Here is a 22,194-nt window from a genome sequence, read left to right on the forward strand (position 1 = left end):
GGCAAAGGGGAATCAGGCGATGACGCTAATATCGGGACCGAGCATCCCCGCGCCGCCCACAGCGCGGCCATCGACCGACAGCGCCAGCAGACGCCGTTGCTCGACCGGGCCGGGCGCACGCCATCCGCTCGTGCCCTCGGCACTAAAGCCCCAGAAGCGGCCATAATATTCCGGGTCGCCAATCATCATCAGCGGCGCTGTTCCCTGCGCCTTTGCTGCCGCCACGACAGCGTCCATCATCGCCCGGCCATGGCCGCCGCCCTGATGCGCGGGCGCGACCGCTACCGGCCCGACCATGATATAGGGGCATTGCGTGCGGTCATCCTGCGTCAGCACGACCGGCCAGCTTTGCAGCGATCCGATCAGCGCGCCTTGTCCATCCACCACTGCGAAGGAAAGAGCCGGAATCCAGGCGACCGTCCCGCGAATCAGATAGGCCGTCCGTGCATGCCGATCGACGCCGAACGCATCGTCGAGCAGACGCTCGATCGCGTCTGGCCGCTGGCTTTCGAGAGGGACAATCATAGACACGTCTTGCCGATCCGCGATCAATGGCGCATGGACCGCGCCGGGAGCGGCGGGCTTTACCGCCCGCATCGCAAAATGAAAGACTAAACTGGCCCCGTCTGACAGCAGGGAAGGGCCGGATATGGCAGGCCATGCAGACTGGATTTGACGATTTTCTGACGCTGGAGGTCAATAACCTTCATGTCGACGTACTGACCGGCATTTATTCGGAGGAGACGCATCTCCCCCAGCCGCTGCGTATCTCCATCCGCGCGCGGCTGGCGATCGCCGATCATTATGATCCGGCGACCCCGCTGACGCAGTCCAAAAACTATATGGACCTCAAGCATGCCGCCTCGACCGCCTTGCCGGACGGTGTGCATTTTACCCTGATCGAAGCCGTGGCCGACCATATCATCGACACCATCTTCCTTCAGGGTGACAATGTGACCCATGTGGAAGTGAAGATCGTCAAGCTAGCCCTGTCCGAACGGGGCGAGGAAATCGGCATCACCTTGGGACGCAGCCGGAAATAGACGCGACGTGCTCCCGCGCAGGCGGGAGCCCAGTCGAAACGCCACAACTGGGCTCCCGCCCGCGCGGGAGCACGCCGTTTATCCCTTCTTGATCAGGCCGATCTCGATCAGCCGTTCGGTCAGATAGTCATGTGCGCTGATCGGCGGATCGCGGCGCGGATTGGCCTCGCTCACGCATTGCGGCAGCGCGTCGATCATCACGTCGGGGCGCAGGTGCAGGAAGAAGGGCATCGAATAGCGCGAATGGCCGCGCCGCTCCGGCGGCGGATTGACCACGCGATGGCTGGTCGATGGCAGCATATGGTTGGTCAGTCGCTGGAGCATGTCGCCGACATTGATCGCCAGCGCGCCGGGCGGGGGCACGACCGGCAGCCAGTTGCCGTTGCGGTCCTTGAGTTCCAGCCCGCCTTCCTCCGCCCCCAGTAGCAGGGTGATCAGGTTGATGTCCTCATGCGCGCCCGCGCGGATGCCGGGTGCTTCGGGCGAGACGGGTGGATAATGGAGCAGCCGCAGGATCGAATTGCCGCGGTCGATCGGCCCGTCGAACCAGCGCTCCTCCAGCCCCAGATAGAGCGCGATGGCCGACAACAATTCCGCCCCCACCCGGTCGAATTCGGCATAGAGTTTGGTAAAGACGGGGTGGAATGCGGGCAGTTCATCGGGCCAGACATTGGGCGGCATCGTTTCCGCCAGTGGATCGCCAGGGGGAAGATCGCGCCCGACATGCCAGAATTCCTTCAGGTCATTCTCGCTGGCGCCCTTGGCGATTTCTGTACCGAACGCGGTATAGCCGCGCTGACCGCCATTATATTTGGCGTCATAGGCGCGCTTGGTGGCTTCGGGCAGGGCGAAAAAGTCGCGCGCCAGCGTCCATCCCGCGTCGATCAGCGCCGGGTCCATGCCATGATCGCGCACCATCGCGAAGCCGAATCGCTGGAAGGAATCGCCGAACCCTTGCGCGAAATCCGCCTTGCTCAATTCCGCCATGGACAGGACGGGCACCTGATCCAGCACCGATTGCGACACTTTATTCTCTCCGAAATTAGGGGTCTGAAACTATCAGGACGGGGCGCGCAACATAAGGATGGTTAAGCGATATTCCCATCCTTGATCGCGGCGGAGCGGTGATGCAAGGAGGCAAAATGAACTATTGGCTGATGAAATCGGAACCCGATGTTTTTTCCTATGACGACCTGGTCGCCAAGGGGAAAGCGGAATGGGACGGCGTGCGCAACCACGCGGCCCAACTCAATATGAAGGCGATGCGCCGGGGCGATCTGGCGCTGTTCTACCACAGTAATATCGGGGTAGAGGCCGTGGGCATCATGGAGATTGTCGAGGAAGCGGCCCCCGACAGCACCGACGATAGCGGCAAATGGATCGCGGTCCATGTTCACGCCCGCGAAAAGCTGGCCAAGCCCGTCACGCTCAAGACGATGAAGGCCGATCCCGCGCTGGCCGGCATGGTCATGTTGCGGCAATCGCGCCTGTCCGTCTCGCCTGTGTCAAAGGCCGAATTTGATCATATCGTCGCCTTATCAAAGGCTTGATACTCAAAAAACGTTCCGGTTGCGTTACACGCAATTGCAGGGGCGCTTTTTGCGATTGCCGCTTTGCTGCGCTGCGACATAAAAACGTCCCAACAGAAAAGAACATTCAAGAGGTGTTTGATCGGCATTCACAAGGAGTTTACCCATGCGAATGCTGTCCAAATTTGTTGCCGCCAGCGCCCTCGGCGCTTTCGTTGCCATCGCTGCTCCCGCTCAGGCTGAAGATGCTGCCAAGCAGCGCTTTTCCCATGAAGGTTATACCTACGTCTATGACGTCAAGGAAACCAAGTCGGGCCGCGTCATTTCCGGCCGTCGTTTCCCCGACGCAGTTGCCTTCAATCTCTCTGTCAAGGACGGAAAGGTTTGGGGCATGTCGGGTGGCCAGCAGGTCAGGTTTTCGGTGGATGAAGCCCGCGGCGCTGCGTCGAACTAAGCTCTACAAGGCTTAAGCGAATGAAAGGGCCGCTTCCGACGGGAGGCGGCCCTTTTTTCATAGGCTTGAGTTAACGGCAGCGACGCTTGCTGTCGACTTCCTTGCCCAGCAGGCCACCGCCCACCGCGCCCAATATAGTGCCGGTCGTGCGCTCACCGCGCGTGTCGATCGCCCGGCCCAGCAACGCGCCGCCAGCAGCGCCAATGATGAGGCCAGTCGTGCCGTCCGATTTGCGGCAATAGGTCCGGCCATCGCGTCCGCGCCATTCCTTGTACCGATAATGTTTGCGTGCCTGCGCACCGTCGGTCGGCACGGCCATGGACATGGGGACGGCCAGCGAGACAGCGGCCAGGGCGAGTAGGGCTTTACGCATAAGTTTCTCCTCCGAATGCGTGGATTTGACGCTTGAACCCCTGCACCTTGACGCAGGTTGCATGAACAGCGCACAACGAGATAAGTCACTGTTTATCAATCGCTAAATTTTGAGGCGAACGGACGCGGCGCAGGGACGAACGGGCGGTTCAGCCATCATTTGGCATGGTCGTCCGACGCTGGGTCGGGCTGGTGGCCTTCAATTTGAAGAGAGCGAAAAAGTTATCCACAGCTTTATGACGCTTTGGCTACGGGGCGCTGCCGATTCTGCTTTGCACGACTCGGTTTTGGTGAGACCTTCCTTGTATCGGAACAGTTGGGAACGGAGCGATCCGTTTCCGAGAATCCTTGGTAAAACAGGAATTTAACGCTGTACCGAAGGTCCGCTGGAAGATGTCTTTCGCGAGGGTGACATCAACCGACGGATCGGTCCAAAAGACCGTAGCCGGGTACGCGCGAAAGTGAACGTCGGGCTTCGGATATTGCGGACCAGAGCCAGCCTGGCTGCCCTTGGCCCAAGCTGGAGCAGTCCTTGGCAAACAGGCTTTCGGGCCAGTGCCAGGACAACGCCGGGCCGATGATCGCCTCTCGCCAGAGAAGCGGATCGCATGACCCGACGGCAGTGGGGACCGACAGCAATGTCGGCCCCCATTTTGCGTTTGGGGCTTCGCTTTCAACGCAGGGGGCATGGCCTGACTGGTGCCGGATGCAGGATTTGAACCCGCGACCTTCGGTTTACAAAACCGCTGCACTACCACTGTGCTAATCCGGCGCCCCAGTCAGGCGACACGCCCTTACTATCAGATGACGCCGAACGTCCAGCCCTCCGTTGCAGCAATTTTTGGATCGAGCGCGGCTGGCGTCCATAGCCCAGCCTGTCCCGCCACCGCCCGCATCCACGCCGCCGTCAATATGGCGTCTGCGCCATGGTCGTCCGGCATCGCGCCCTCATGCCGTTTCGACCCGATCGTCTCCAGCGCGTCGTTCAGCGCTGGCAGATCGCGCATCTTGGCTCGACCCTTGGCTCGCCCGGCGGCCGACGCGGCAAGGCTGGTATAGATTTCCACGACCAGCGATCCGCGCACGGGCAAGGGATCGAACGGCCATATGGGCACCGTGCCCCGCACCCGGTGCAGCAATCGCATGCCGGCAAAGCTTGCCTTGGCCACCTGCGCCGCGCCGATCGCGTCATAGACGGTCGAGGGTTTGCCGCCGCCGCCAGCCAGATACAGCGCCTCGCACGCCCGATTATGCATATAGTCGGCCTTCACCCCGTCCGCCTTGCCGAAATAGAAATGCCGCCGGTGCGCGACCTCCAGCAGGCTCGCCGCGCCCAGATCCTCGTCAGGGCAGAGCCGATCGACATAGGCCCAGAAATCCGGCCCATTGTCGGGCACAGTGTCGCCCGGCAGATAGCCGCCGCGCGCAACGAAGGGCGGCGCAAAGCTGAAATCGAATCCGAACAGGGTAGGGGCCTCAACAGCTGTTGCGATCAGCCAGTCCGCCACATCGGTTCGCGACCAGACCCCGCCGGGGGCTGGCACCAGACGGGGCACTTCCCGCCCCGTGTCGCACAGCGCGACCGCAATCCCCTTGTGCCGCGCGCCCTTGGCCCCGGACCAGTCGATCGCGGCAAAGCGCGTAAAGTCAGGCGTCACCCCGCGCCGCGCTCCGCCCGCAACCGCTCCCAATAGGCGATCCGCTCGGCGATCCGTGCCTCATAGCCCCGGTCCGTTGGCGCATAGAAGCGTTGCGGGGTCATGTCGTCCGGCCAGTAATTCGCCCCGGAAAATCCGTCAGCCGCGTCATGATCATATTGATAGCCCTTGCCATAGCCGACATCCTTCATCAGCTTGGTTGGCGCGTTCAGTATATTCTGCGGCGGCATCAGCGATCCGGTATCGCGCGCTGATTTGAACGACGCCTTCATCGCCATATAGGCGGCGTTGGATTTGGGCGCGGTCGCGCAATAGAGGCAGGCCTGTACGATGGCCACTTCGCCTTCGGGACTGCCCAGAAAATCATAGGCTTCCTTGGCTGCCAGGCATTGGACCAGCGCCTGCGGGTCGGCAAGGCCGATGTCCTCCGCAGCAAAGCGCACCAGTCGGCGCAGGACGTAGAGCGGCTGCTCGCCAGCCACGAGCATCCGCGCCATATAGTAGAGCGCGGCCTGCGGGTCCGATCCGCGCAGCGACTTATGCAGGGCGGAGATGAGGTTGTAATGCCCCTCCCGATCCTTGTCATATACGGCGACCCTGCGGTGGAGCAGGGCGGACAGTCCTGCCGGATCGAGCGGCTCTGCTATGTCGATCGCATAAAGCGTTTCGACCTGATTGAGCAAAAAGCGCCCGTCGCCATCGGCGCTGGCGACCAAAGCCTCGCGCGCATCGGCGTCGAGCGGCAGGGGACGCCCCGTCACCGCTTCTGCCCGGTCCAGCAATTGTTCCAGCGCCGCGGCATCCAGCCGCCGCAGGATCAACACCTGCGCCCGCGACAGGAGGGCTGCGTTCAGTTCGAAGCTTGGATTTTCGGTGGTCGCGCCCACCAAAGTCACCGTGCCATTTTCGACGAAGGGCAGGAATCCGTCCTGCTGCGCCCGGTTGAAGCGGTGAATTTCGTCCACGAACAAGAGGGTCTTGTCGCCACGACGGCCATGTTCTTTGGCGGCGGCAAAAACCTTCTTGAGGTCGGCCACGCCCGAAAACACCGCGGAAATGGGTTCGAACCGCATACCCACCGCATCGGCGAGCAGCCGCGCCGTCGTGGTCTTGCCGGTGCCCGGCGGTCCCCAAAGGATGATGGAGGATAAACGCCCAGCCGCCACCATCCGACCGATCGCGCCATCAGGCCCGGTCAAATGCTCCTGTCCCACCACCTCCGCCAGGGTGCGCGGTCGCAAGCGATCGGCAAGCGGCGCGGCATCGCTGACAGGCTCAGCGCCGGTCAGCATGTCATCGGAAGCGAAAAGATCGGCCATGCCGGTTGATATAGGGACGAAAGCCCGTTCAGGGAACCGGGCTGGATCGCGGCATCATGCCCTGCTCGCGCTGGCGGATGATGCGCAAATAAGTGTCGACCAGCGCCTGATTGACCTGATCCCACCCGTTACGCTCCGCCCGTGTCTGCGCCGCCGCGCCTGCCTGCCCGCGCGCGTCGCCATTCAGGCAATAATCCTGCAGGGCGTCGGCAAAGGCGCCGATCGCGCCGGGACGGATCAACCGTCCGGTCACCCGGTCGCTCAGCAGGCTTTCGCTGCCGGTGGCCCGCGCCGCCACGGTCGGCACGCCGCACGCCATCGCCTCCAGCGTGACATTGCCGAAGGTTTCGGTCACGGACGGATTGAACAGCATATCCATGCTGGCCACCGCGCGGCCGAGGTCAGCGCCTTGCTGAAAGCCGGTGAAGATCGCGCCGGGCAGGCGGTTCTGGAACCATTCGCGCGCCGGGCCTTCTCCGACCACCAGCACCTTGTGCGCCACCTGCCGCGCCGCAAGCTGATCGATCGTGTCGGAAAACACGTCCAACCCCTTTTCCATCACCAGACGGCCGATAAAGCCAATGGCGGGTACGTCGTCATATATGCCGATCGAACGCCGCCAGCCCAGATCGCGCCGACCCGGATTGAAAATCTCCCGGTCGATGCCGCGCGTCCATATGCCGACATCATAGCTCATCCGCTGTTCACGCAGCAGTTGCGCCATCGATTCGGATGGCGCGACGATCGCGTCGCAGCGGCGATAGAAGCGGCGCAATATCCCTTCGATGACCGGCTCCAGAAAGGCCAGGCCATAATAGCGCGGGTAGGTTTCGAACCTTGTATGCACCGATGCGACCGTCGGCAAACCATGCTGCCGCGCCCAGCTGAGCGCGCGGTGGCCGAGTGGGTCGGGGCTGGACAAATGGACCAGATTGGGGGCGAACGCCTTGAGATCGCGGCGCACCTTGGAGGACATGGCGTAGGGAATGCGATATTCCTTGCGCCCCGGCACCGGCACGGACGGCGTGCTGATCAGATCGCCAGCGGGGGCAAAGGCGGGCGTGTCGGTGGTGGGCGAATAGACCCGCACGGCCGCACCCTGCCGCAGCAAATAGCCCACGAAGCGATTGAGTGCCTGATTGGCCCCATCGCGCACATAATTATAATTGCCGCTGAACAGGGCAATGCGAAGGCCGCTAGCATCCATCGCGCCCCCTTAGCCGAAGAAAAGTGAAAACCCAAGGGAACCGGGTAACCCCTTGGGAATTATGCCCTTCGTTAGGTTTGGGACACCGGCTGACGCGGTTGCGCCCATGGGTAAGAGGATGCTCCTATGTCGCAGACATTCCGTAAAGGTGCGCGAGTCAGATGGAATTGGGGGCAGGGCGTCGGCCGGGGACATATAACGGAACGGTTCGACCGGCCGGTGGAGCGCCATATCGAAGGCGTACCCGTCCGCCGCAACGGGTCGCCTGCGAACCCCGCCTACTTGATCCATGCCGACAATGGCGCGCAGCTGCTCAAGCTCAGTTCGGAAATCCAGACCGCCTGACGCCAATATGTTGCAGCCGGCATCTCGCATGAGCGGTACGGCCATGGCATGAAAGGGCATGGACACGCCCTTCATGACCATCGACGCGCTGCTCGTCGGTACGCCCGTTCCCTTTCGCGACGGCGACTATAGCGCGATTGCCAAAACGCCGGTCGCAGGCCCGGTGCAGATTACATGGGACGGCTTCGTGGGTAATCAGGTTGCCGACCCGATCCACCATGGCGGCTGGGACAAGGCCATCCATCTTTATCCGCAGGATCATTATGCCTGGTGGCGTGATCGCAAGCCCGGCCAGCCATTGCTCGACGCGCCTGGCGCCTTTGGCGAAAATATCGCATCGCGCGGGATGACAGAGCATCAGATTTGCCTGGGCGACCGCTTCACGCTGGGCAGCGCCATCGTCGAGGTCAGTCATGGTCGCCAGCCTTGCTGGAAGCTCGATCACCGATTCGCCGCGCGCGACGTCATGGCGACCATTGTGAAAACGGCCCGTTGCGGCCTCTATTTCCGTGTTATCGAGCAGGGGGAGGCGCAGGCTGGCAGCGTGATGACCCTGATTGAGCGCCCGCTGCCGGATTGGAGTGTCGCCCGCGTCTTTGAACTGTTGATCGGCGGTGGTCACAAGAAGGACCCGTCGGCGGTTCTTACCCTTGCCAACACCCCCGTCCTTGCCGAAGCCTGGCGCGAGCGGGCGCGCATGCTGGCGGCCTAGTGATCCAAATCTGAAGTCGACCACATTAGGGAAGCGGCGCTTCCACCCGGTCGCCATGGCTTTTGGGGGTCGAATTGACGAGGATGTCCACCGGCGCTGCGCTGCGGTTCTGCGCCTGATGCGGTACGCCGGGCGGAATTTCGATGCCCTGGCCGGTACGCAGCAGATGGGTGACGCCGTCCACCTCCATCGTCAGTTCGCCCGACAGGACATAGAAGAACTGGCGCGCGCGGACATGATAATGGCGCATCTCGCTCGATCCGGGCGCAATCCGTTCGGTAATCAACGACATGTCGTCGCGCTTGACCAGATGCCATCCGTCATTCACCTCGCCCCAGACATAATGTTCGGCGCTTGATCGGTCGATGGGGGCGGGATGAGGCGCGGCGGCGGCTGCAGCAAGGGTGATGAGGATGTGCATGGCGCCTTGAACGAACCATTCCGGCAGGTCCGCCATGCCACTGGCGCAGGGCCAGCGGCCACCCTATAGCTATCCCATGACATCAAACGATAAGAAGGTTTCGTCCCCCAAGCGCCCGGCTCGCGACAAGGTGCGTCCCGCCGGTTTTCCTACCCGCAATGAAGTGATGGATTTCATCACCACGTCCGACCAGCCAGCGGGCAAGCGCGAGATCGCCAAGGCTTTTGGCCTTAAGGGCCAGGAAAAAATTGCCCTTAAAGCCTTGCTGAAGGATATGGCCGATGAAGGCTTGATCGACGTCGGCCCGGCGCGCGCGTTCCACAAGCTGGGCGGCGTGCCCAAGGTTACTGTGCTGCGCATCATCGATGTCGACGACACCACCCTGATCGCGACGCCCGAACGGTGGGAAGCCGAAGGCCAGCCCGCCCCCCGCCTGCGCGTGGCGGAGCGGGGCAAGCGCGGCGCGCTGACCATTGGCGACCGCATCCTTGCCCGCACCGAGGAAGCCGGGAAGGGGTGGATCGCCCATCCGATGAAGAAACTGCCCAAGGCGACAGAGATGCTGCTGGGCGTGGTCGAGGAAATGGCCGACGGCAAGCTGTGGCTGCGCCCAGTCGACAAGCGCATCCGCAAGGACATGCCGATCAGCGATGTCGGCACTGCCAAGCGCGGTGATCTGGTGCTGGCCGAACCAACCGGCCGTCCGCCCCGGATCAGCGCGCGGGTCACCGATATTCTGGGCAACCCGTTCGCCCCGCGCAGCTTCAGCATGATCGCCATTCACAAACATGGCATCCCCTATGTTTTTCCCGACGCGGTAGAGGAAGAAGCCGTCACGGCCTCCGCCCTTCCGCTTCACGCGGAAAAGCGAGAGGATCTGCGGCATTTGCCGATCGTCGCCATCGATCCGTCCGACGCGCGCGACCATGACGATGCGGTCTGTGCCACCCCGGACGAGGATGAAGCCAATCCCGGCGGCTTCCGAGCGATCGTCGCCATCGCCGATGTCAGCTATTATGTCCGGCCTGGCAGCGCGCTCGACAAGGAAGCGCGCAAGCGCGGCAACAGCGTCTATTTCCCCGACCTGGTCGTACCGATGTTGCCGCACCAGCTTTCGTCGGACATGTGTTCGCTCCGGGCAGGGCAGGATCGCGCCGCCATGGCCTGCCATCTGGTCATCAACGCCGCTGGCAAGGTGACGTCATGGCGCTTCTCCCGCGCGATCATCCGCGTTGCCGCCGTGCTCGCCTATGAGGACGCGCAGGCTGCGATCGACGGCAAGGCCGATCATCCGATGCTCGACATCGCGCTCAGGCCGCTTTGGGCCTGCTGGGCGCTGCTGCACAAGGCGCGCGAGAAGCGCGAACCGTTGGCGCTCGACCTGCCCGAACGGCGCGTCGTACTGGACGAATGGGGCAAGATCGTCAGCGTCGCTGTCCGCGAACGGCTCGATGCCCATATGCTGATCGAAGATTATATGATCGCGGCCAACGTCGCTGCGGCCAAGGCGCTGGAGCAGAAGAAAGCGCCGGTCATGTACCGCGTCCACGAGCCGCCCAGCCGCGACAAGCTGGTCGCGCTCAAGGATTATCTGGCGACGTTCGACATCGAATTCGCACTTGGACAGGTGATCCGCCCCGCCACCTTCAACCAGCTGATCAAGCGGGTCGGGGAGGCGGAGGAGAAGCCGCTCATCATGGAGCAGATACTCCGCAGCCAGACGCAGGCCTATTACAGCCCGGTCAATATGGGCCATTTCGGCCTGGCGCTGGGTTCCTACGGGCATTTTACCTCGCCCATTCGCCGCTACGCCGACTTGCTGGTCCATCGCGCGCTGGTGGGCGCCTATGGCCTGGAACTGCCCGCGCCCAAGGGCAGCAGCATCCCCGCCAAAACCGCGCTGAGTGTCGAGGATTATGAGAATATGGGGCGCGTCGGCGAAATGATCAGCCAGTTCGAGCGGCGCGCGATGGAGGCGGAGCGCGACACGGTCGATCGCTACGTCGCGGCTTTCCTGGCGGCCCATGTTGGTGAAACGGTGAAGGCGCGGATCACCGGCGTCCAGAATTTCGGATTTTTCGCGACGGTCGAGGAATTGGGCGGCGACGGGCTGGTGCCTGTATCGACCATGGGCAGCGAACGCTTTTTCTATGACGAGGCAGGCAAGGCGCTGGAAGGCGTGGAAAGCGGCGATCGTTATACGGTAGGCCAGCGGCTGGAACTGCGACTGGCGGAGGCCGACCCGATCAACGGTTCGCTCCGCTTCGAACTGCCCGATACCCCGCCTTCACGGGGCGGCCCGGTCAAGCGCGATCGTACCCGTCCGGGCAGCCGCACTCATCGCGGGCGGCCGGTCAATATCCGGCATATCGGCTCGAAGCGGGGCAAGCATAAGCGGTAGCCGTCATCCTTACGGGCATGCGGGACCATGAAGCGGTGGAGCGCGCTCGTCACCGCCTTGCCGGGGAGGATTGATCGGCAGAATCAGCTCAGCCGGTCGATCGCTTCGGCGTCGAGCCCGCCCGGAATGATCATGATGGGGCAGGGCATGCGTCCCGCGTCGGCCCCGGCAAAATGCGATACGAGCGTGCCGGGCGGGCCGCTTGCTGCCGCGCCCAGCACCAGGGCGGCGACATCTTCCATCTCGTCGAGCGTTTTGCGTACGACGGCAACCGCATCCCCCTGCCGCACGGTAATGCTGGGGCGGATGCCGGACTCGTCGGTCAGCGTGCCTGCCGCGCTCGTCACCAGCGCTTCGGCGCGTTGCAGCGCCTCATCCTCCATCGTGGCCTGCACGCCGCCCCACTGAACGAACTCGGCCGGGGGAATGAGGGCAAGGATACGAACCGCGCCGCCCGTTTGCGCAGCGCGTCGCGCGGCAAAACGCAGGGCGGTTTCCGCTTCGGGCGATTCGTCCACGACAACCAGATATGTCCGCACTTCCATCGCCCCCCATGTCGCTTTGATGGCCCCGGCAGGGGGTCATTTTCGGTCCAACGAACCAGTGCGGTGAAATGTGGGCCATATTTGCCCCTTCCGCAAGCGCTCGCTTGACCGATCCGGCGAATGGGTGAAAACGGGCAGCCATTGGCGCGCGCCGTAGAGATAAGAAGAGGCCCCGAACGCATGAGCAAGACGATCCAGATGCCCGCTTTGTCCCCGACCATGGAGGAAGGGACTCTGGCCAAATGGCTGGTAAAGGAAGGGGATACGGTATCGTCCGGCGATCTGCTGGCGGAAATCGAAACCGACAAGGCGACGATGGAATTTGAAGCGGTGGATGAAGGCGTCATCGCCAAGATCCTCGTTTCCGAAGGCTCCGAGGGCGTCAAGGTTGGCACCGTCATCGCCATTATCGCAGAAGAGGGCGAGGATGTGGAGGCGGCGGCTGCCGGCGGCGGCAAGCCCGCGCCAAAGGCCGATCCTGTCCCCGCCAAGGCAGAGGCGGCAGCACCCGCCGCTGCCGCGCCGAAGGCTGACGCCGTGCCTGCTGCGCCAGCCTCCAGCGACAAGCGTGTCAAGGCCAGCCCGCTGGCGCGCCGCCTGGCGCAGAGCAAGGGGATCGATCTGGCTGCGGTTTCGGGGACTGGCCCCAATGGCCGTATCGTCAAGAGCGATCTGGACGGCGCAAAGGAAGGCGTCGCCGCACCGGCCGCCGCGCCCGCGTCGGCTCCCGCCGCCAAGGCAGAGGCGGCAACCCCGGCGCCCTTCGCTGCCAGCGGCGCGCAGGATTTCGGCATCCCGCACGAAGTGGTCAAACTCAGCGGCATGCGCAAGACGATCGCGCGCCGCCTGACCGAATCCAAGCAGCAGGTGCCGCACATCTATCTGACGGTCGACATTCAGCTCGACAAGCTGCTCAAGCTGCGTGGCGAGCTCAATGCGGGCCTGGCCAGCCGCAAGGTCAAGCTGTCCGTCAACGACCTGCTGATCAAGGCGCTGGGCGTCGCGCTGATGGAAGTTCCCGAATGCAACGTGCAGTTTGCGGGCGACCAGATGCTGCAATTCAAGCGCGCCGACATCAGCGTCGCCGTGTCGATCCCCGGCGGTCTCATCACCCCGATCGTGACCGGCGCGGATGGCAAGGGCGTTGCCGCGATCTCGACCGAGATGAAGGATCTGGCCGATCGCGCCAAGGCAGGCAAATTGTCGCCCAACGAATATCAGGGCGGTACTGCATCGCTTTCCAACATGGGCATGTTCGGCATCAAGCAGTTTGAAGCCGTCATCAACCCGCCCCAGGCCATGATCATGGCGATCGGCGCAGGTGATAAGCGGCCCTATGTTGTCGACGACAGCCTTCAGATTGCGACGGTCATGTCGGCCACCGGCAGTTTCGACCATCGTGCCATTGACGGCGCCGATGGTGCGCGCCTGATGAAGGCGTTCAAGGAACTGATCGAGAATCCGATCGGCATGCTGGCCTGATGGGGCGTATGGACGAACAGCCGCCGGAATCCAGTCCGGCGGTACGCGTCATCGCCATGCCCGCCGACACCAATCCCTATGGGGACATATTCGGCGGCTGGTTGATGAGCCTGATGGATTCGGCCGCGGGATCGGTCGCGGCGCGCCACAGTCATGGCCGAGCCGTCACCATCGCGGTGGAAGGCATGACCTTCCTGCGCCCGGTCGTCGTGGGCGATGAAGTTTCGGTGTTCGCGTCCCTCAAGTCGGTCGGGCGCACGTCGATGAAGATCGACGTCGAAGCATGGCGTCGTACGCGCCACGACGATCGCAGTTATCGCGTTACCCGCGCGACCTTCACCTTCGTGGCGATTGGCGAGGATCGCCAGCCCCGTTCCGTTCCGCCGATTGCGGAAGCCTAATATACCAGAAGCGAGTGTGACCCATGGCTGATACCTACGATCTCATCGTCCTTGGCTCCGGCCCCGGCGGCTATGTCGCCGCGATCCGCGCCGCGCAGCTTGGCCTGAAAACCGCCATTGTCGAGCGTGAAAATCTGGGCGGCATCTGCCTCAACTGGGGCTGTATTCCGACCAAGGCGCTGCTGCGGTCGGCCGAGATTTTCCATTATATGCAGCATGCCAAGGATTATGGCCTGGCGGCGGAAAAGATCAGCGCCGACATCGAAGCGGTGGTGAAGCGCTCGCGCGGCGTCGCCAAGCAGCTTAATCAGGGCGTGACGCACCTGATGAAGAAGAACAAGATCGCCGTGCATATGGGCGATGGCAAGCTGACCGGAAAGGGCAAGCTGACCGTCACCAAGGACGGCAAGTCCGAAGAACTGACCGCCAAGCATATCATCATCGCGACGGGCGCCCGCGCCCGCGACCTGCCGCAGCTCAAGGCCGACGGCAAGCGCGTGTGGACCTATCGCCACGCCATGACGCCACCGGAAATGCCGACCAAGCTGCTGGTCATCGGTTCCGGCGCGATCGGCATCGAATTTGCCAGCTTCTATAACGACATGGGCGCTGACGTGACCGTCGTGGAGATGATGGACCGGATCGTCCCTGTCGAGGATGCCGACGTTTCCGCCTTCCTTGAAAAGGCAGTCAAGAAGCAGGGCATGACCGTGCTGACCGGCGCGAAGATCGAGAAGATCGCCACCAGCGACAAGGGCGTGACCGCGACGATCAAGGACAAGGCTGGCAAGGCGATAGAGGCTGAATATAGCCATGTCATCGTCGCCATCGGCATCGTCCCCAATGTCGAAAATCTGGGTCTGGAAGATGTCGGCGTCGAACCCGACCAGCGCTATCATATCAAGACCGATGCCTATGGCCGCACCAATGTCGAGGGCTTCTGGGCGATCGGCGATGTGACCGCCCCGCCATGGCTTGCGCACAAGGCGAGCCATGAGGGCGTGATCGTGGCCGAAGCCATCGCGCAGGCGCTGGGCAACAAGGATGTCCACCCCCATGCGATGGATGTGCGCAACATCCCCGGCTGCACATACTGCCATCCGCAGATCGCCAGCGTCGGCCTGACCGAAGCAAAGGCCAAGGAAGCGGGTTACGAGGTCAAGGTCGGCATGTTCCCGTTCATCGGCAATGGCAAGGCAATCGCGCTTGGCGAAGCGGAAGGCTTCACCAAGACCGTGTTCGACGCCAAGACCGGTGAGTTGCTGGGCGCGCACATGATCGGCGCGGAAGTCACGGAGATGATCCAGGGCTATACGATCGGCAAGACGCTGGAAACGACCGAGGCGGAATTGATGCACACGGTATTCCCGCATCCGACCATTTCGGAATCGATGCATGAAAGCGTATTGGCGGCCTATGGCCGTGCGCTCCATATCTGATCGCTGGACTGCGGGAAAAGGCGCGGGGGCTTTGGCTCTCGCGCTTTTTTGCGTCCTGGGCGTTGCGATGATGCAGCGGGCGGGATGGCTCGACTGGCTGAATGTCGGGCTGATGGGCTGGGCGGGGACGGCGCGGGACGGCGATATTGGTCGCCATCTGACGCCGCTCATGCGGCTGGCGACTGCGATCGGCGATACGATCGGCAGGCTTGCGATATTGGCGCTGGTTCTGCCGGCGCTGCTCTGGTTGCGCCGCCGCGGTGACGCGCTGTGGCTTGCCCTGATGATGGCGGGCGGGACGGCGCTCAACCTGATACTCAAACAGATTTTCGCCGCACCGCGCCCGGACCTGCTGCCCCATCTCGACATCGTCCATAGCTATAGTTTTCCCAGCGGCCATGCGGCGGGCAACATGATGATGTTCGGCGCGCTGGCCATGCTGGCGCGGCGGCGGGGCGGCTATTGGGCGGCGGGCATGATGATCGCGCTGATCGGGATCAGTCGGGTCTGGCTCGGCGTGCATTGGCCAAGCGACGTCACAGCCGGATGGATCGAGGGGCTGGGCTGGCTCGCGCTGTGCCGCGTCTGGCTACCAGCGCGGCGAGGGTAGCAACAACGCCCGCGTCACGCTGTCATGCGGCGGCATCCCGTCGCTGGTGACGAAACCATGGACCCAGAAACTGTCATAGGCACTGGCCGCCGCAATGAGCAGCAGCAGGCAGGCCGAGGCGGCAAACAGAGTGCGCGCGCCGCGCACGGCCCGGTCGGGGGAGAGCGCCAGCAGCACCAGCGGCAGGATCGGCAGGAAATAGCGCCCCTGCGTTCCCTGAATGAAGTCCGCGCCCGGCGGCGTGCCGGTCAGGTACATGGCGGTTTCGATCAGCACCGCAACACCGCCGGCGACCGCCAGCCACCACAGCCGCTGCGCCCCGCCAACGCAGGCCTCCGCGCCGCTGAGTATCGCGGCTGCCAGCATGACCGCCGCCAGCGGGTAGGCGATCAGCGGCAGCAGGATGGCGTTCCAGCCGAAGCGCCCGACGATCTGGAGCGCATAGACCGGCGCGCGCTCGATCACGCTGGACGAAAGGATGCGGACATAACCGACGGGATCGTTCAGGATCACCGCCAACTGGTCGGCCAGTGGCGCGGTCAGCACGCTCTCGCCCGTCTTGCGCGACATGATATGATAGAGCGCTTGACTGCCACCAGAATATTTCATCCAGCCGATGAAGGCGGCCGCGCCCAGCGCCATCGCGCCCAGGACCAGCCACATTCGCATGTCGCGCCGATATTGGGGCCAGCGCAAACCCGCCGCCATCAACGGCAGGTAGACGCCCTTGGCGAGGGCCAGCAACGGCGCCGCCAGAACCAGTCCGGCCGATCCACGGTCCATGAAGCCGACACGCAGCGCCAGCGCGAGTCCCAGGAAGCCCATGCCATTGATCACGGCATCGGGCGACATCGATCCGATCTGATAGGCAAAGGTGGGCAGCAGCGCCGTGCCCAGCATCGCCATCCGGCCAAAGGGCAGCAGCCGTAGCGCGGCGATCAGCAGCGCCAGCGCGACCAGCGCATTGACGATCCGCCCGGCATAGAAGCGGCCCAGTTGCGGCAGGCCGAGCGCGTCGCCGATCAGCAGGCCCGCAGCGCCCGGTGCATAGAGTGTCGGCGCATAGCTTGCGACATTGGGGAATTCGGCAAAGACGGTGCCGGGCCGCGACGCATCCGCATTCCAGCTATTTCCCAGCTTTGCCGCATCGAACCGGCGCACAGTCGCTGGCACGTCGGTGGGAAAATCGACGGCGTGGAGGTCTATGGCCGCGCGAGGCAGCACCGCGCCGATCGCCTCGCCACGCTGCGTTGTCAACACGCCGCCTTCGGACAGGAGCAGCGCCTTCATATAATGCTGATTTTCGTCCGGCGTCTGAAAGGGTGGGGTGACCAGCGTGAAGAACAAGGTTGCGAGGCAGATCGCGACCAGCAAACATTGTTCGAGCGCAGACCATGGCGCGGCGAACAGCATGTCGCCGCGCGCGCCCTGTGCCATCCCGATCCGCTCGTTCCGCATGACTGCCCTGTGCCTTTGCCTTGTCTCCGACAGGCAATAGGCCGCCAGCCCTTAACATTTCGCGCCGGTAAATGAATTTTGCCAGATCATGACCGAAACGGGAAAGGCCCGGCCGCTTTGCAAGCGACCGGGCCTTGTCCTTTTTCGCAACGCTGAAAAAGATCAGCCGCTGTAATACATGTCGAATTCGACCGGCGAAGGCGCCATTTCCCAGCGATACACTTCAGGCCATTTCAGTTCCATATAGGCGTCGATCTGGTCCTTGGTGAACACGCCGCCCTTCAGCAGGAAGTCCTGATCCTTTTCCAGGCTTTCGAGCGCTTCGCGCAGCGAACCGCACACGGTCGGCACCTTGGCCAGTTCCACAGGCGGCAGGTCGTACAGATTCTTGTCCATGGCTTCGCCGGGGTGAATCTTGTTTTCGATCCCGTCGATACCGGCCATCAGCAACGCGGCGGTGGCGAGGTAGGAGTTGGCAAGCGGATCGGGGAAGCGGAATTCGACGCGCTTCGCCTTGGTGCCCGCACCATAGGGGATACGGCACGAAGCGGAACGGTTGCGCGCCGAATAGGCGAGCAGCACGGGGGCTTCAAAGCCGGGCACCAGGCGCTTGTAGCTGTTGGTGGTCGGGTTGGTGAAGGCGTTTAGCGCCTTGGCATGCTTGATCACGCCGCCGATGAAATAGAGGCAGGTGTCGGACAGACCGGCATAGCCGTCACCGGCAAAAGTGTTCTGCCCCTTGTTCCAGATCGAAATATGCGTGTGCATACCCGAACCATTGTCCGCCTTGATCGGCTTGGGCATGAAGGTTGCGGTCTTGCCATAGGCCTGGGCAACCATCTTCACGACATATTTGTAGATCTGGATGCGGTCGCAGGTTTCGACCAGCTTGCCGAAAGTCAGGCCCAGTTCGTGCTGGCTGCCGGCGACTTCATGGTGATGCTTGTCCATGGGCAGGCCCATTTCCATCAGCGTGGTCACCATTTCGGCGCGGATGTCGGTGGTCACGTCAACCGGGCCGACCGGGAAATAGCCGCCCTTGGCGCGCGGACGGTGACCCATATTGCCGCCGTCATATTTCGTGCCGCTGTTGGTGGGCAGTTCGACATCGTCCAGCTTGTAGAAGCTGGAATTGTAGGTGTTGTCGAATTCGACGCTGTCGAACATGAAGAATTCGGGTTCCGGGCCGATATAGACGGTGTCGCCAAGTCCGGTCGACTGCAGGAACATTTCGGCGCGCTTGGCGGTCGAACGCGGATCGCGCGAATAGAGCGAACCATCTTCGGGTTCGACGATGTCGCACACCAGGATCATCATCGGCGTCGCGCTGAACGGGTCGAAGAACACCGCGTCCAGATCGGGCTTCAGGATCATGTCCGATTCGTTGATTTCCTTCCAGCCCTCGATCGAGGAGCCGTCGAACATCAGGCCGTCAGTCAGCTCATCTTCGCCAATGACGTTCGCGCACATCGTCAGGTGGTGCCAGGTGCCCTTGGGATCGGTAAAACGGACATCGACCCACTCGATCTCCTTTTCTTCGATCATCTTGAGAATGTCTTTTGGCGTGTTGGCCATGTGCGCTTGCCCTTCTCGTTTATTACCCCCCCGAAGGGGTAGATGGATGCCCGTTGTTCCGTCGCCCCGATGCCGGGATGACCAGAATTTGCGTGAAATCAGATCGCGTCGCTGTCCCGCTCGCCGGTGCGGATCCGCACGGCGCCCTCGACGTTGGAAATGAAAATCTTGCCGTCGCCGATGCGTCCGGTCTGCGCTGCGGCGCAAATCGCCTCCACCACCCGGTCGGCCAGCGCATCGTCGACGACGACTTCCAGCTTCACCTTGGGCAGGAAATCGACGACATATTCAGCGCCGCGATAAAGTTCGGTATGGCCTTTCTGGCGGCCAAAGCCCTTGGCTTCGGTCACGGTAATGCCCGACACGCCCACTTCGTGGAGTGCTTCCTTCACCTCGTCCAGCTTGAACGGCTTGATGATGGCTTCGACTTTTTTCATCACTAGTATTCCCAACCCATAACGCACGACAGAATGCGGGTGCGACCCGCATTCCTCTCTCCTCAAGTGACGTTCGTCATGCCCCCCAAAAGGCCAGGCGCCGTCCCTCTTGATATCCAATTACCGTGCCAAATGGCGAATCGCTAGAACATGCTTTCGGCGATGCAGCAATCTTTGTCCATATTGCCCGGATTCAGGGCATTTCCCTGCCAGGCTGCCCGTTTTTTAAGCAGTCGTTGGCGCGCGCTCAGCTATAGGGCGGCGCGTCCAGTCCGGCGGGGCTCTTGGTGAAAATCTCGCATCCGGTTTCGGTAATGCCGATACTATGTTCGAACTGCGCGGACAGGGTGCGGTCGCGCGTCACCGCCGTCCAGCCATCTTCCATCATCCTGACGCCGGGCTTGCCGATATTGATCATCGGCTCGATCGTGAAGAACATGCCGGGCTTGAGTTCCGGACCTGTACCGGGGCGGCCGATATGCACGACCTCCGGGCTGTCATGAAACACCCGGCCCAGGCCATGGCCGCAAAAATCACGGACCACGCCATAGCGGTGCTTTTCGGCGTGCCGCTGGATCACATGGCCGATGTCGCCCAGATGGTTGCCGGGCTTTGCCTGTTCGATCCCCAGCATCAGACATTCATAGGTCACCTCGACCAGCCGCCGCGCCTTGATCGGCGCGTCACCCGCGATGAACATGCGACTGGTGTCGCCATGCCACCCATCGACCAGCGGGGTAACGTCGATATTGACGATATCGCCGTCCTTCAGCCGATAATCGCCGGGGATGCCGTGGCAGATGACATTGTTGATCGATGTGCAGCAACTATGGGTATAGCCGCGATAGCCAAGGGTTGCAGGCACGCCGCCACCGTCCAGCGTCATCCGGCGCACGATGTCGTCCAGTTCGCCGGTCGTCACGCCCGGCACGACATGGGGCACCAACGCATCGAGTATCTCGGCGGCCAGCCGTCCGGCGCGGCGCATGCCTTCAAAACCCGCCGCGTCATATAATTTGATCGCGGCCGAACGGGAAATCGGCGCATCGGCCGTCATCGTCATATATTCGGTCATGACATGACTATAGGGGCCCCTGCGCCATAATGCGAGAGGGGCGGCCAGTGGTCTGATCCCGATATTTGATTGAGCGTGAGGGGACGTCACACGCGCATGCCAGACGCGCAGCAGGCCATTAGAAATATTTGATTCCAGTGGGTTTTACGATGTCAAAATCAATCCACTAGGCAGGGCGCCATGCTCAGGCTATGGACGCGCCATGGCCGATCCTACCCGCATCTGGACCGCAGCGCTGATCGTGATCGGCGACGAAATCCTGTCTGGCCGCACGCAGGACAAGAATATCAGCCAGATCGCGACCTGGCTCAATGTTCAGGGCATCCGCCTGCGCGAAGTGCGGGTGGTGGCGGACGATAGCGACGCCATCGTCGAATCAGTCAACATCCTGCGCGCGCGCAACGATTATCTGTTCACCACCGGCGGCATCGGCCCGACCCATGACGATATAACCGTCGATGCGATCGCGGCGGCGCTGGGCGTGCCGGTGGAAGTGCATCCTCAGGCGCGGGCGATGCTGGCGGGCTATTATGAAACGCGCGGTGGCCTGACCGAAGCGCGGCTGCGCATGGCGCGGGTTCCCGCCGGGGCCAGCCTGATCGAAAACCGCATGTCGGGCGCGCCGGGTATCCGTCATGGCAATATCTTCATCATGGCGGGCGTACCGCACATCACCGCCGGGATGCTGGACAGCCTGACCGGCACGCTGGAGGGCGGGCTGCCGCTGCTGTCCGCCACGATCGGCTGCTGGGTTGCAGAGAGCGAGATTGCCGACCTGCTAGGCGCGGCGGAGCAGGCGCATGAGGGGTGCCAGATCGGCAGCTATCCCTTTTTCCGCGAAGGGCGCACGGGCGCGAACTTCGTCGTGCGTTCGACCGACGCGAGCGCGCTCAACCAGTGCCTCACGGCGCTCAGCGCGGCGCTTGAACAGGGCGGGTGGCCTGTCATCCCGAACGGGATCTAAGGGTCAGCGCTTCGCCGCAAACCAGATGACATGGCGCGGCCCCTTGCCATTGTCGCGCGCCTTCACCGCCACTTCGTCGACGGCAAATTTGGCATTGCGCAGGCGGCGGGTGAAGGCATCGTCCGATCCCGCCGACCAGACGGCCAGAATGCCGCCGGGACGCAGCGCATCGCGCGCAATCGTAAGTCCCTGAGCGGAATAGAGCCGGTCATTCGCCGCCATGGTCAGCCCGTCAGGCCCATTATCCACATCCAGCAGGATCGCGTCATAGCTGCCCCTGCCGTCCGCGATCACGCTCGCCACGTCGCCCATGACGAGTTCGACGCGCGGATCATCCAGGCATCCGGCAGCCAGATCGACCATCGGGCCACGCGCCCATGCGATGATTTCCGGCACCAGTTCGACCAGCGTGATCCGCGCGTCGGCGGGCAGGATCGCCAGCGCTGCGCGCAGGGTAAAGCCCATGCCATATCCGCCGATCAGCAGATGATGCGCCTTGCGGCCCGCCAGCCGCTCGATCGTCATGACCGCCAGCGCCTTTTCCGACCCGCTCATACGGCTGCTCATCAATTCGTTGCGATCCAGCACGATCATGAAGTCGCCGCCCCGGCGGTAGAGCTTCAATTCCTCCCCGCCCGGAATGGCGGCGGAGCCAAGATATTCGCGCGGGATCATGCTGGTGTCTTTCCTGGATGATATGTTGCTGGCGCGCATGGCAGCTTGGCAAGCCCCGCGCAAATGCTACAG

The 22,194-nt window shown here is 62.8% G+C and carries 24 protein-coding genes and 1 tRNA gene; 11 read left to right on the plus strand and 14 right to left on the minus strand.

The genetic code is table 11. The features are described 5' to 3' along the window. Positions 1-12 precede the first annotated feature (12 nt). Entirely contained in the window at positions 13-525 is a 513-nt protein-coding gene (locus tag FE851_RS06435) for a GNAT family N-acetyltransferase (RefSeq protein WP_186378766.1), read from the minus strand. A gap of 134 nt (positions 526-659) precedes the next feature. Here FE851_RS06435 and FE851_RS06440 point away from each other — a divergent pair, with 134 nt between their 5' ends. Next, positions 660-1,043 (plus strand): dihydroneopterin aldolase, encoded by a 384-nt coding sequence (locus FE851_RS06440; protein ID WP_017182309.1) that lies wholly within the window; start codon positions 660-662, stop codon positions 1,041-1,043. Positions 1,044-1,121: 78 nt separating this feature from the next. On the opposite strand, the gene FE851_RS06445 is transcribed toward FE851_RS06440, so the two are convergent. Next, positions 1,122-2,069 carry an isopenicillin N synthase family dioxygenase gene (locus FE851_RS06445; protein WP_107124636.1) on the minus strand — a complete coding sequence of 316 codons (948 nt, stop codon included), beginning with the start codon at positions 2,067-2,069 and terminating at the stop codon, positions 1,122-1,124. A gap of 116 nt (positions 2,070-2,185) precedes the next feature. Between FE851_RS06445 and FE851_RS06450 the strand changes: the two genes are divergently transcribed. Then, positions 2,186-2,593: an EVE domain-containing protein gene (locus FE851_RS06450; RefSeq protein WP_017182307.1), complete on the plus strand. Its 408-nt coding sequence runs from the start codon at positions 2,186-2,188 to the stop codon at positions 2,591-2,593. A gap of 151 nt (positions 2,594-2,744) precedes the next feature. Further along, positions 2,745-3,026: a hypothetical protein gene (locus FE851_RS06455; protein WP_017182306.1), complete on the plus strand. Its 282-nt coding sequence runs from the start codon at positions 2,745-2,747 to the stop codon at positions 3,024-3,026. A 70-nt stretch (positions 3,027-3,096) separates the two neighbouring features. Here the strand turns inward: FE851_RS06455 and FE851_RS06460 are convergent, their stop codons facing one another. The 5 genes from FE851_RS06460 to FE851_RS06480 form a co-directional block, all read right to left on the minus strand. Continuing rightward, positions 3,097-3,399 carry a glycine zipper 2TM domain-containing protein gene (locus FE851_RS06460; RefSeq protein WP_107124634.1) on the minus strand — a complete coding sequence of 101 codons (303 nt, stop codon included), beginning with the start codon at positions 3,397-3,399 and terminating at the stop codon, positions 3,097-3,099. A gap of 696 nt (positions 3,400-4,095) precedes the next feature. Beyond that, positions 4,096-4,170 (minus strand) — tRNA-Thr (locus tag FE851_RS06465). A 28-nt stretch (positions 4,171-4,198) separates the two neighbouring features. Continuing rightward, entirely contained in the window at positions 4,199-5,056 is an 858-nt protein-coding gene (locus FE851_RS06470; protein WP_145200819.1) for a hypothetical protein, read from the minus strand. Beyond that, the gene (locus FE851_RS06475; RefSeq protein ID WP_017182233.1) at positions 5,053-6,375 is read right to left on the minus strand and encodes a replication-associated recombination protein A; all 1,323 of its coding nucleotides are present in this window, start codon (positions 6,373-6,375) and stop codon (positions 5,053-5,055) included. The genes FE851_RS06470 and FE851_RS06475 overlap by 4 nt, the downstream gene beginning before the upstream one ends. A gap of 28 nt (positions 6,376-6,403) precedes the next feature. Next, on the minus strand, positions 6,404-7,582 hold the full coding sequence (locus FE851_RS06480; RefSeq protein WP_145200822.1) for a glycosyltransferase family 4 protein: 1,179 nt from the start codon (positions 7,580-7,582) through the stop codon (positions 6,404-6,406). 126 nt (positions 7,583-7,708) lie between these two features. On the opposite strand from FE851_RS06480, the gene FE851_RS06485 reads away from it, so the two are divergent. After that, a complete protein-coding gene (locus tag FE851_RS06485; RefSeq protein WP_145200825.1) occupies positions 7,709-7,927 on the plus strand; it encodes a DUF2945 domain-containing protein in 219 nt (72 codons plus the stop codon). 58 nt (positions 7,928-7,985) lie between these two features. Further along, entirely contained in the window at positions 7,986-8,639 is a 654-nt protein-coding gene (locus tag FE851_RS06490) for an MOSC domain-containing protein (RefSeq protein WP_145200828.1), read from the plus strand. A 25-nt stretch (positions 8,640-8,664) separates the two neighbouring features. On the opposite strand, the gene FE851_RS06495 is transcribed toward FE851_RS06490, so the two are convergent. Continuing rightward, positions 8,665-9,096 (minus strand): cupin domain-containing protein, encoded by a 432-nt coding sequence (locus FE851_RS06495; protein ID WP_222422932.1) that lies wholly within the window; start codon positions 9,094-9,096, stop codon positions 8,665-8,667. A 40-nt stretch (positions 9,097-9,136) separates the two neighbouring features. Between FE851_RS06495 and rnr the strand changes: the two genes are divergently transcribed. Then, positions 9,137-11,461 carry a ribonuclease R gene (rnr, locus tag FE851_RS06500; RefSeq protein ID WP_145200831.1) on the plus strand — a complete coding sequence of 775 codons (2,325 nt, stop codon included), beginning with the start codon at positions 9,137-9,139 and terminating at the stop codon, positions 11,459-11,461. A gap of 83 nt (positions 11,462-11,544) precedes the next feature. Here the strand turns inward: rnr and FE851_RS06505 are convergent, their stop codons facing one another. Next, the gene (locus FE851_RS06505) at positions 11,545-12,000 is read right to left on the minus strand and encodes a universal stress protein (RefSeq protein WP_026002234.1); all 456 of its coding nucleotides are present in this window, start codon (positions 11,998-12,000) and stop codon (positions 11,545-11,547) included. Positions 12,001-12,186: 186 nt separating this feature from the next. On the opposite strand from FE851_RS06505, the gene FE851_RS06510 reads away from it, so the two are divergent. Genes FE851_RS06510 through FE851_RS06525 form a run of 4 tightly spaced genes read left to right on the plus strand, consistent with a single transcriptional unit; the run spans position 12,187 to position 15,938 of the window. Further along, positions 12,187-13,488: a pyruvate dehydrogenase complex dihydrolipoamide acetyltransferase gene (locus FE851_RS06510; protein WP_145200834.1), complete on the plus strand. Its 1,302-nt coding sequence runs from the start codon at positions 12,187-12,189 to the stop codon at positions 13,486-13,488. After that, the gene (locus FE851_RS06515; protein ID WP_145200837.1) at positions 13,488-13,889 is read left to right on the plus strand and encodes an acyl-CoA thioesterase; all 402 of its coding nucleotides are present in this window, start codon (positions 13,488-13,490) and stop codon (positions 13,887-13,889) included. The genes FE851_RS06510 and FE851_RS06515 overlap by 1 nt, the downstream gene beginning before the upstream one ends. Positions 13,890-13,912: 23 nt before the next feature. After that, positions 13,913-15,328, plus strand: coding sequence for a dihydrolipoyl dehydrogenase (lpdA, locus tag FE851_RS06520; RefSeq protein WP_017182224.1), 1,416 nt, complete (start codon positions 13,913-13,915; stop codon positions 15,326-15,328). Then, positions 15,306-15,938, plus strand: coding sequence for a phosphatase PAP2 family protein (locus FE851_RS06525; RefSeq protein ID WP_145200840.1), 633 nt, complete (start codon positions 15,306-15,308; stop codon positions 15,936-15,938). The genes lpdA and FE851_RS06525 overlap by 23 nt, the downstream gene beginning before the upstream one ends. Here FE851_RS06525 and FE851_RS06530 read toward each other — a convergent pair. From FE851_RS06530 to map, 4 genes are all read right to left on the minus strand, one after another. Further along, on the minus strand, positions 15,918-17,396 hold the full coding sequence (locus tag FE851_RS06530) for a DUF2142 domain-containing protein (RefSeq protein WP_145200843.1): 1,479 nt from the start codon (positions 17,394-17,396) through the stop codon (positions 15,918-15,920). The genes FE851_RS06525 and FE851_RS06530 overlap by 21 nt on opposite strands. A gap of 162 nt (positions 17,397-17,558) precedes the next feature. Then, a complete protein-coding gene (glnA, locus tag FE851_RS06535; RefSeq protein ID WP_130753019.1) occupies positions 17,559-18,971 on the minus strand; it encodes a type I glutamate--ammonia ligase in 1,413 nt (470 codons plus the stop codon). Between the two features lie 98 nt (positions 18,972-19,069). Next, a complete protein-coding gene (locus tag FE851_RS06540; protein ID WP_017182220.1) occupies positions 19,070-19,408 on the minus strand; it encodes a P-II family nitrogen regulator in 339 nt (112 codons plus the stop codon). 247 nt (positions 19,409-19,655) lie between these two features. Further along, positions 19,656-20,483 carry a type I methionyl aminopeptidase gene (gene map / locus FE851_RS06545; protein WP_019054065.1) on the minus strand — a complete coding sequence of 276 codons (828 nt, stop codon included), beginning with the start codon at positions 20,481-20,483 and terminating at the stop codon, positions 19,656-19,658. 202 nt (positions 20,484-20,685) lie between these two features. Here map and FE851_RS06550 point away from each other — a divergent pair, with 202 nt between their 5' ends. Then, positions 20,686-21,447, plus strand: coding sequence for a competence/damage-inducible protein A (locus FE851_RS06550; protein WP_107124698.1), 762 nt, complete (start codon positions 20,686-20,688; stop codon positions 21,445-21,447). Positions 21,448-21,450: 3 nt separating this feature from the next. On the opposite strand, the gene FE851_RS06555 is transcribed toward FE851_RS06550, so the two are convergent. After that, on the minus strand, positions 21,451-22,122 hold the full coding sequence (locus tag FE851_RS06555; protein WP_186378767.1) for a spermidine synthase: 672 nt from the start codon (positions 22,120-22,122) through the stop codon (positions 21,451-21,453). Positions 22,123-22,194: the final 72 nt, after the last annotated feature.

This window comes from Sphingobium sp. B2 (assembly GCF_007693735.1).
Classification (GTDB): domain Bacteria; phylum Pseudomonadota; class Alphaproteobacteria; order Sphingomonadales; family Sphingomonadaceae; genus Sphingobium; species Sphingobium xenophagum.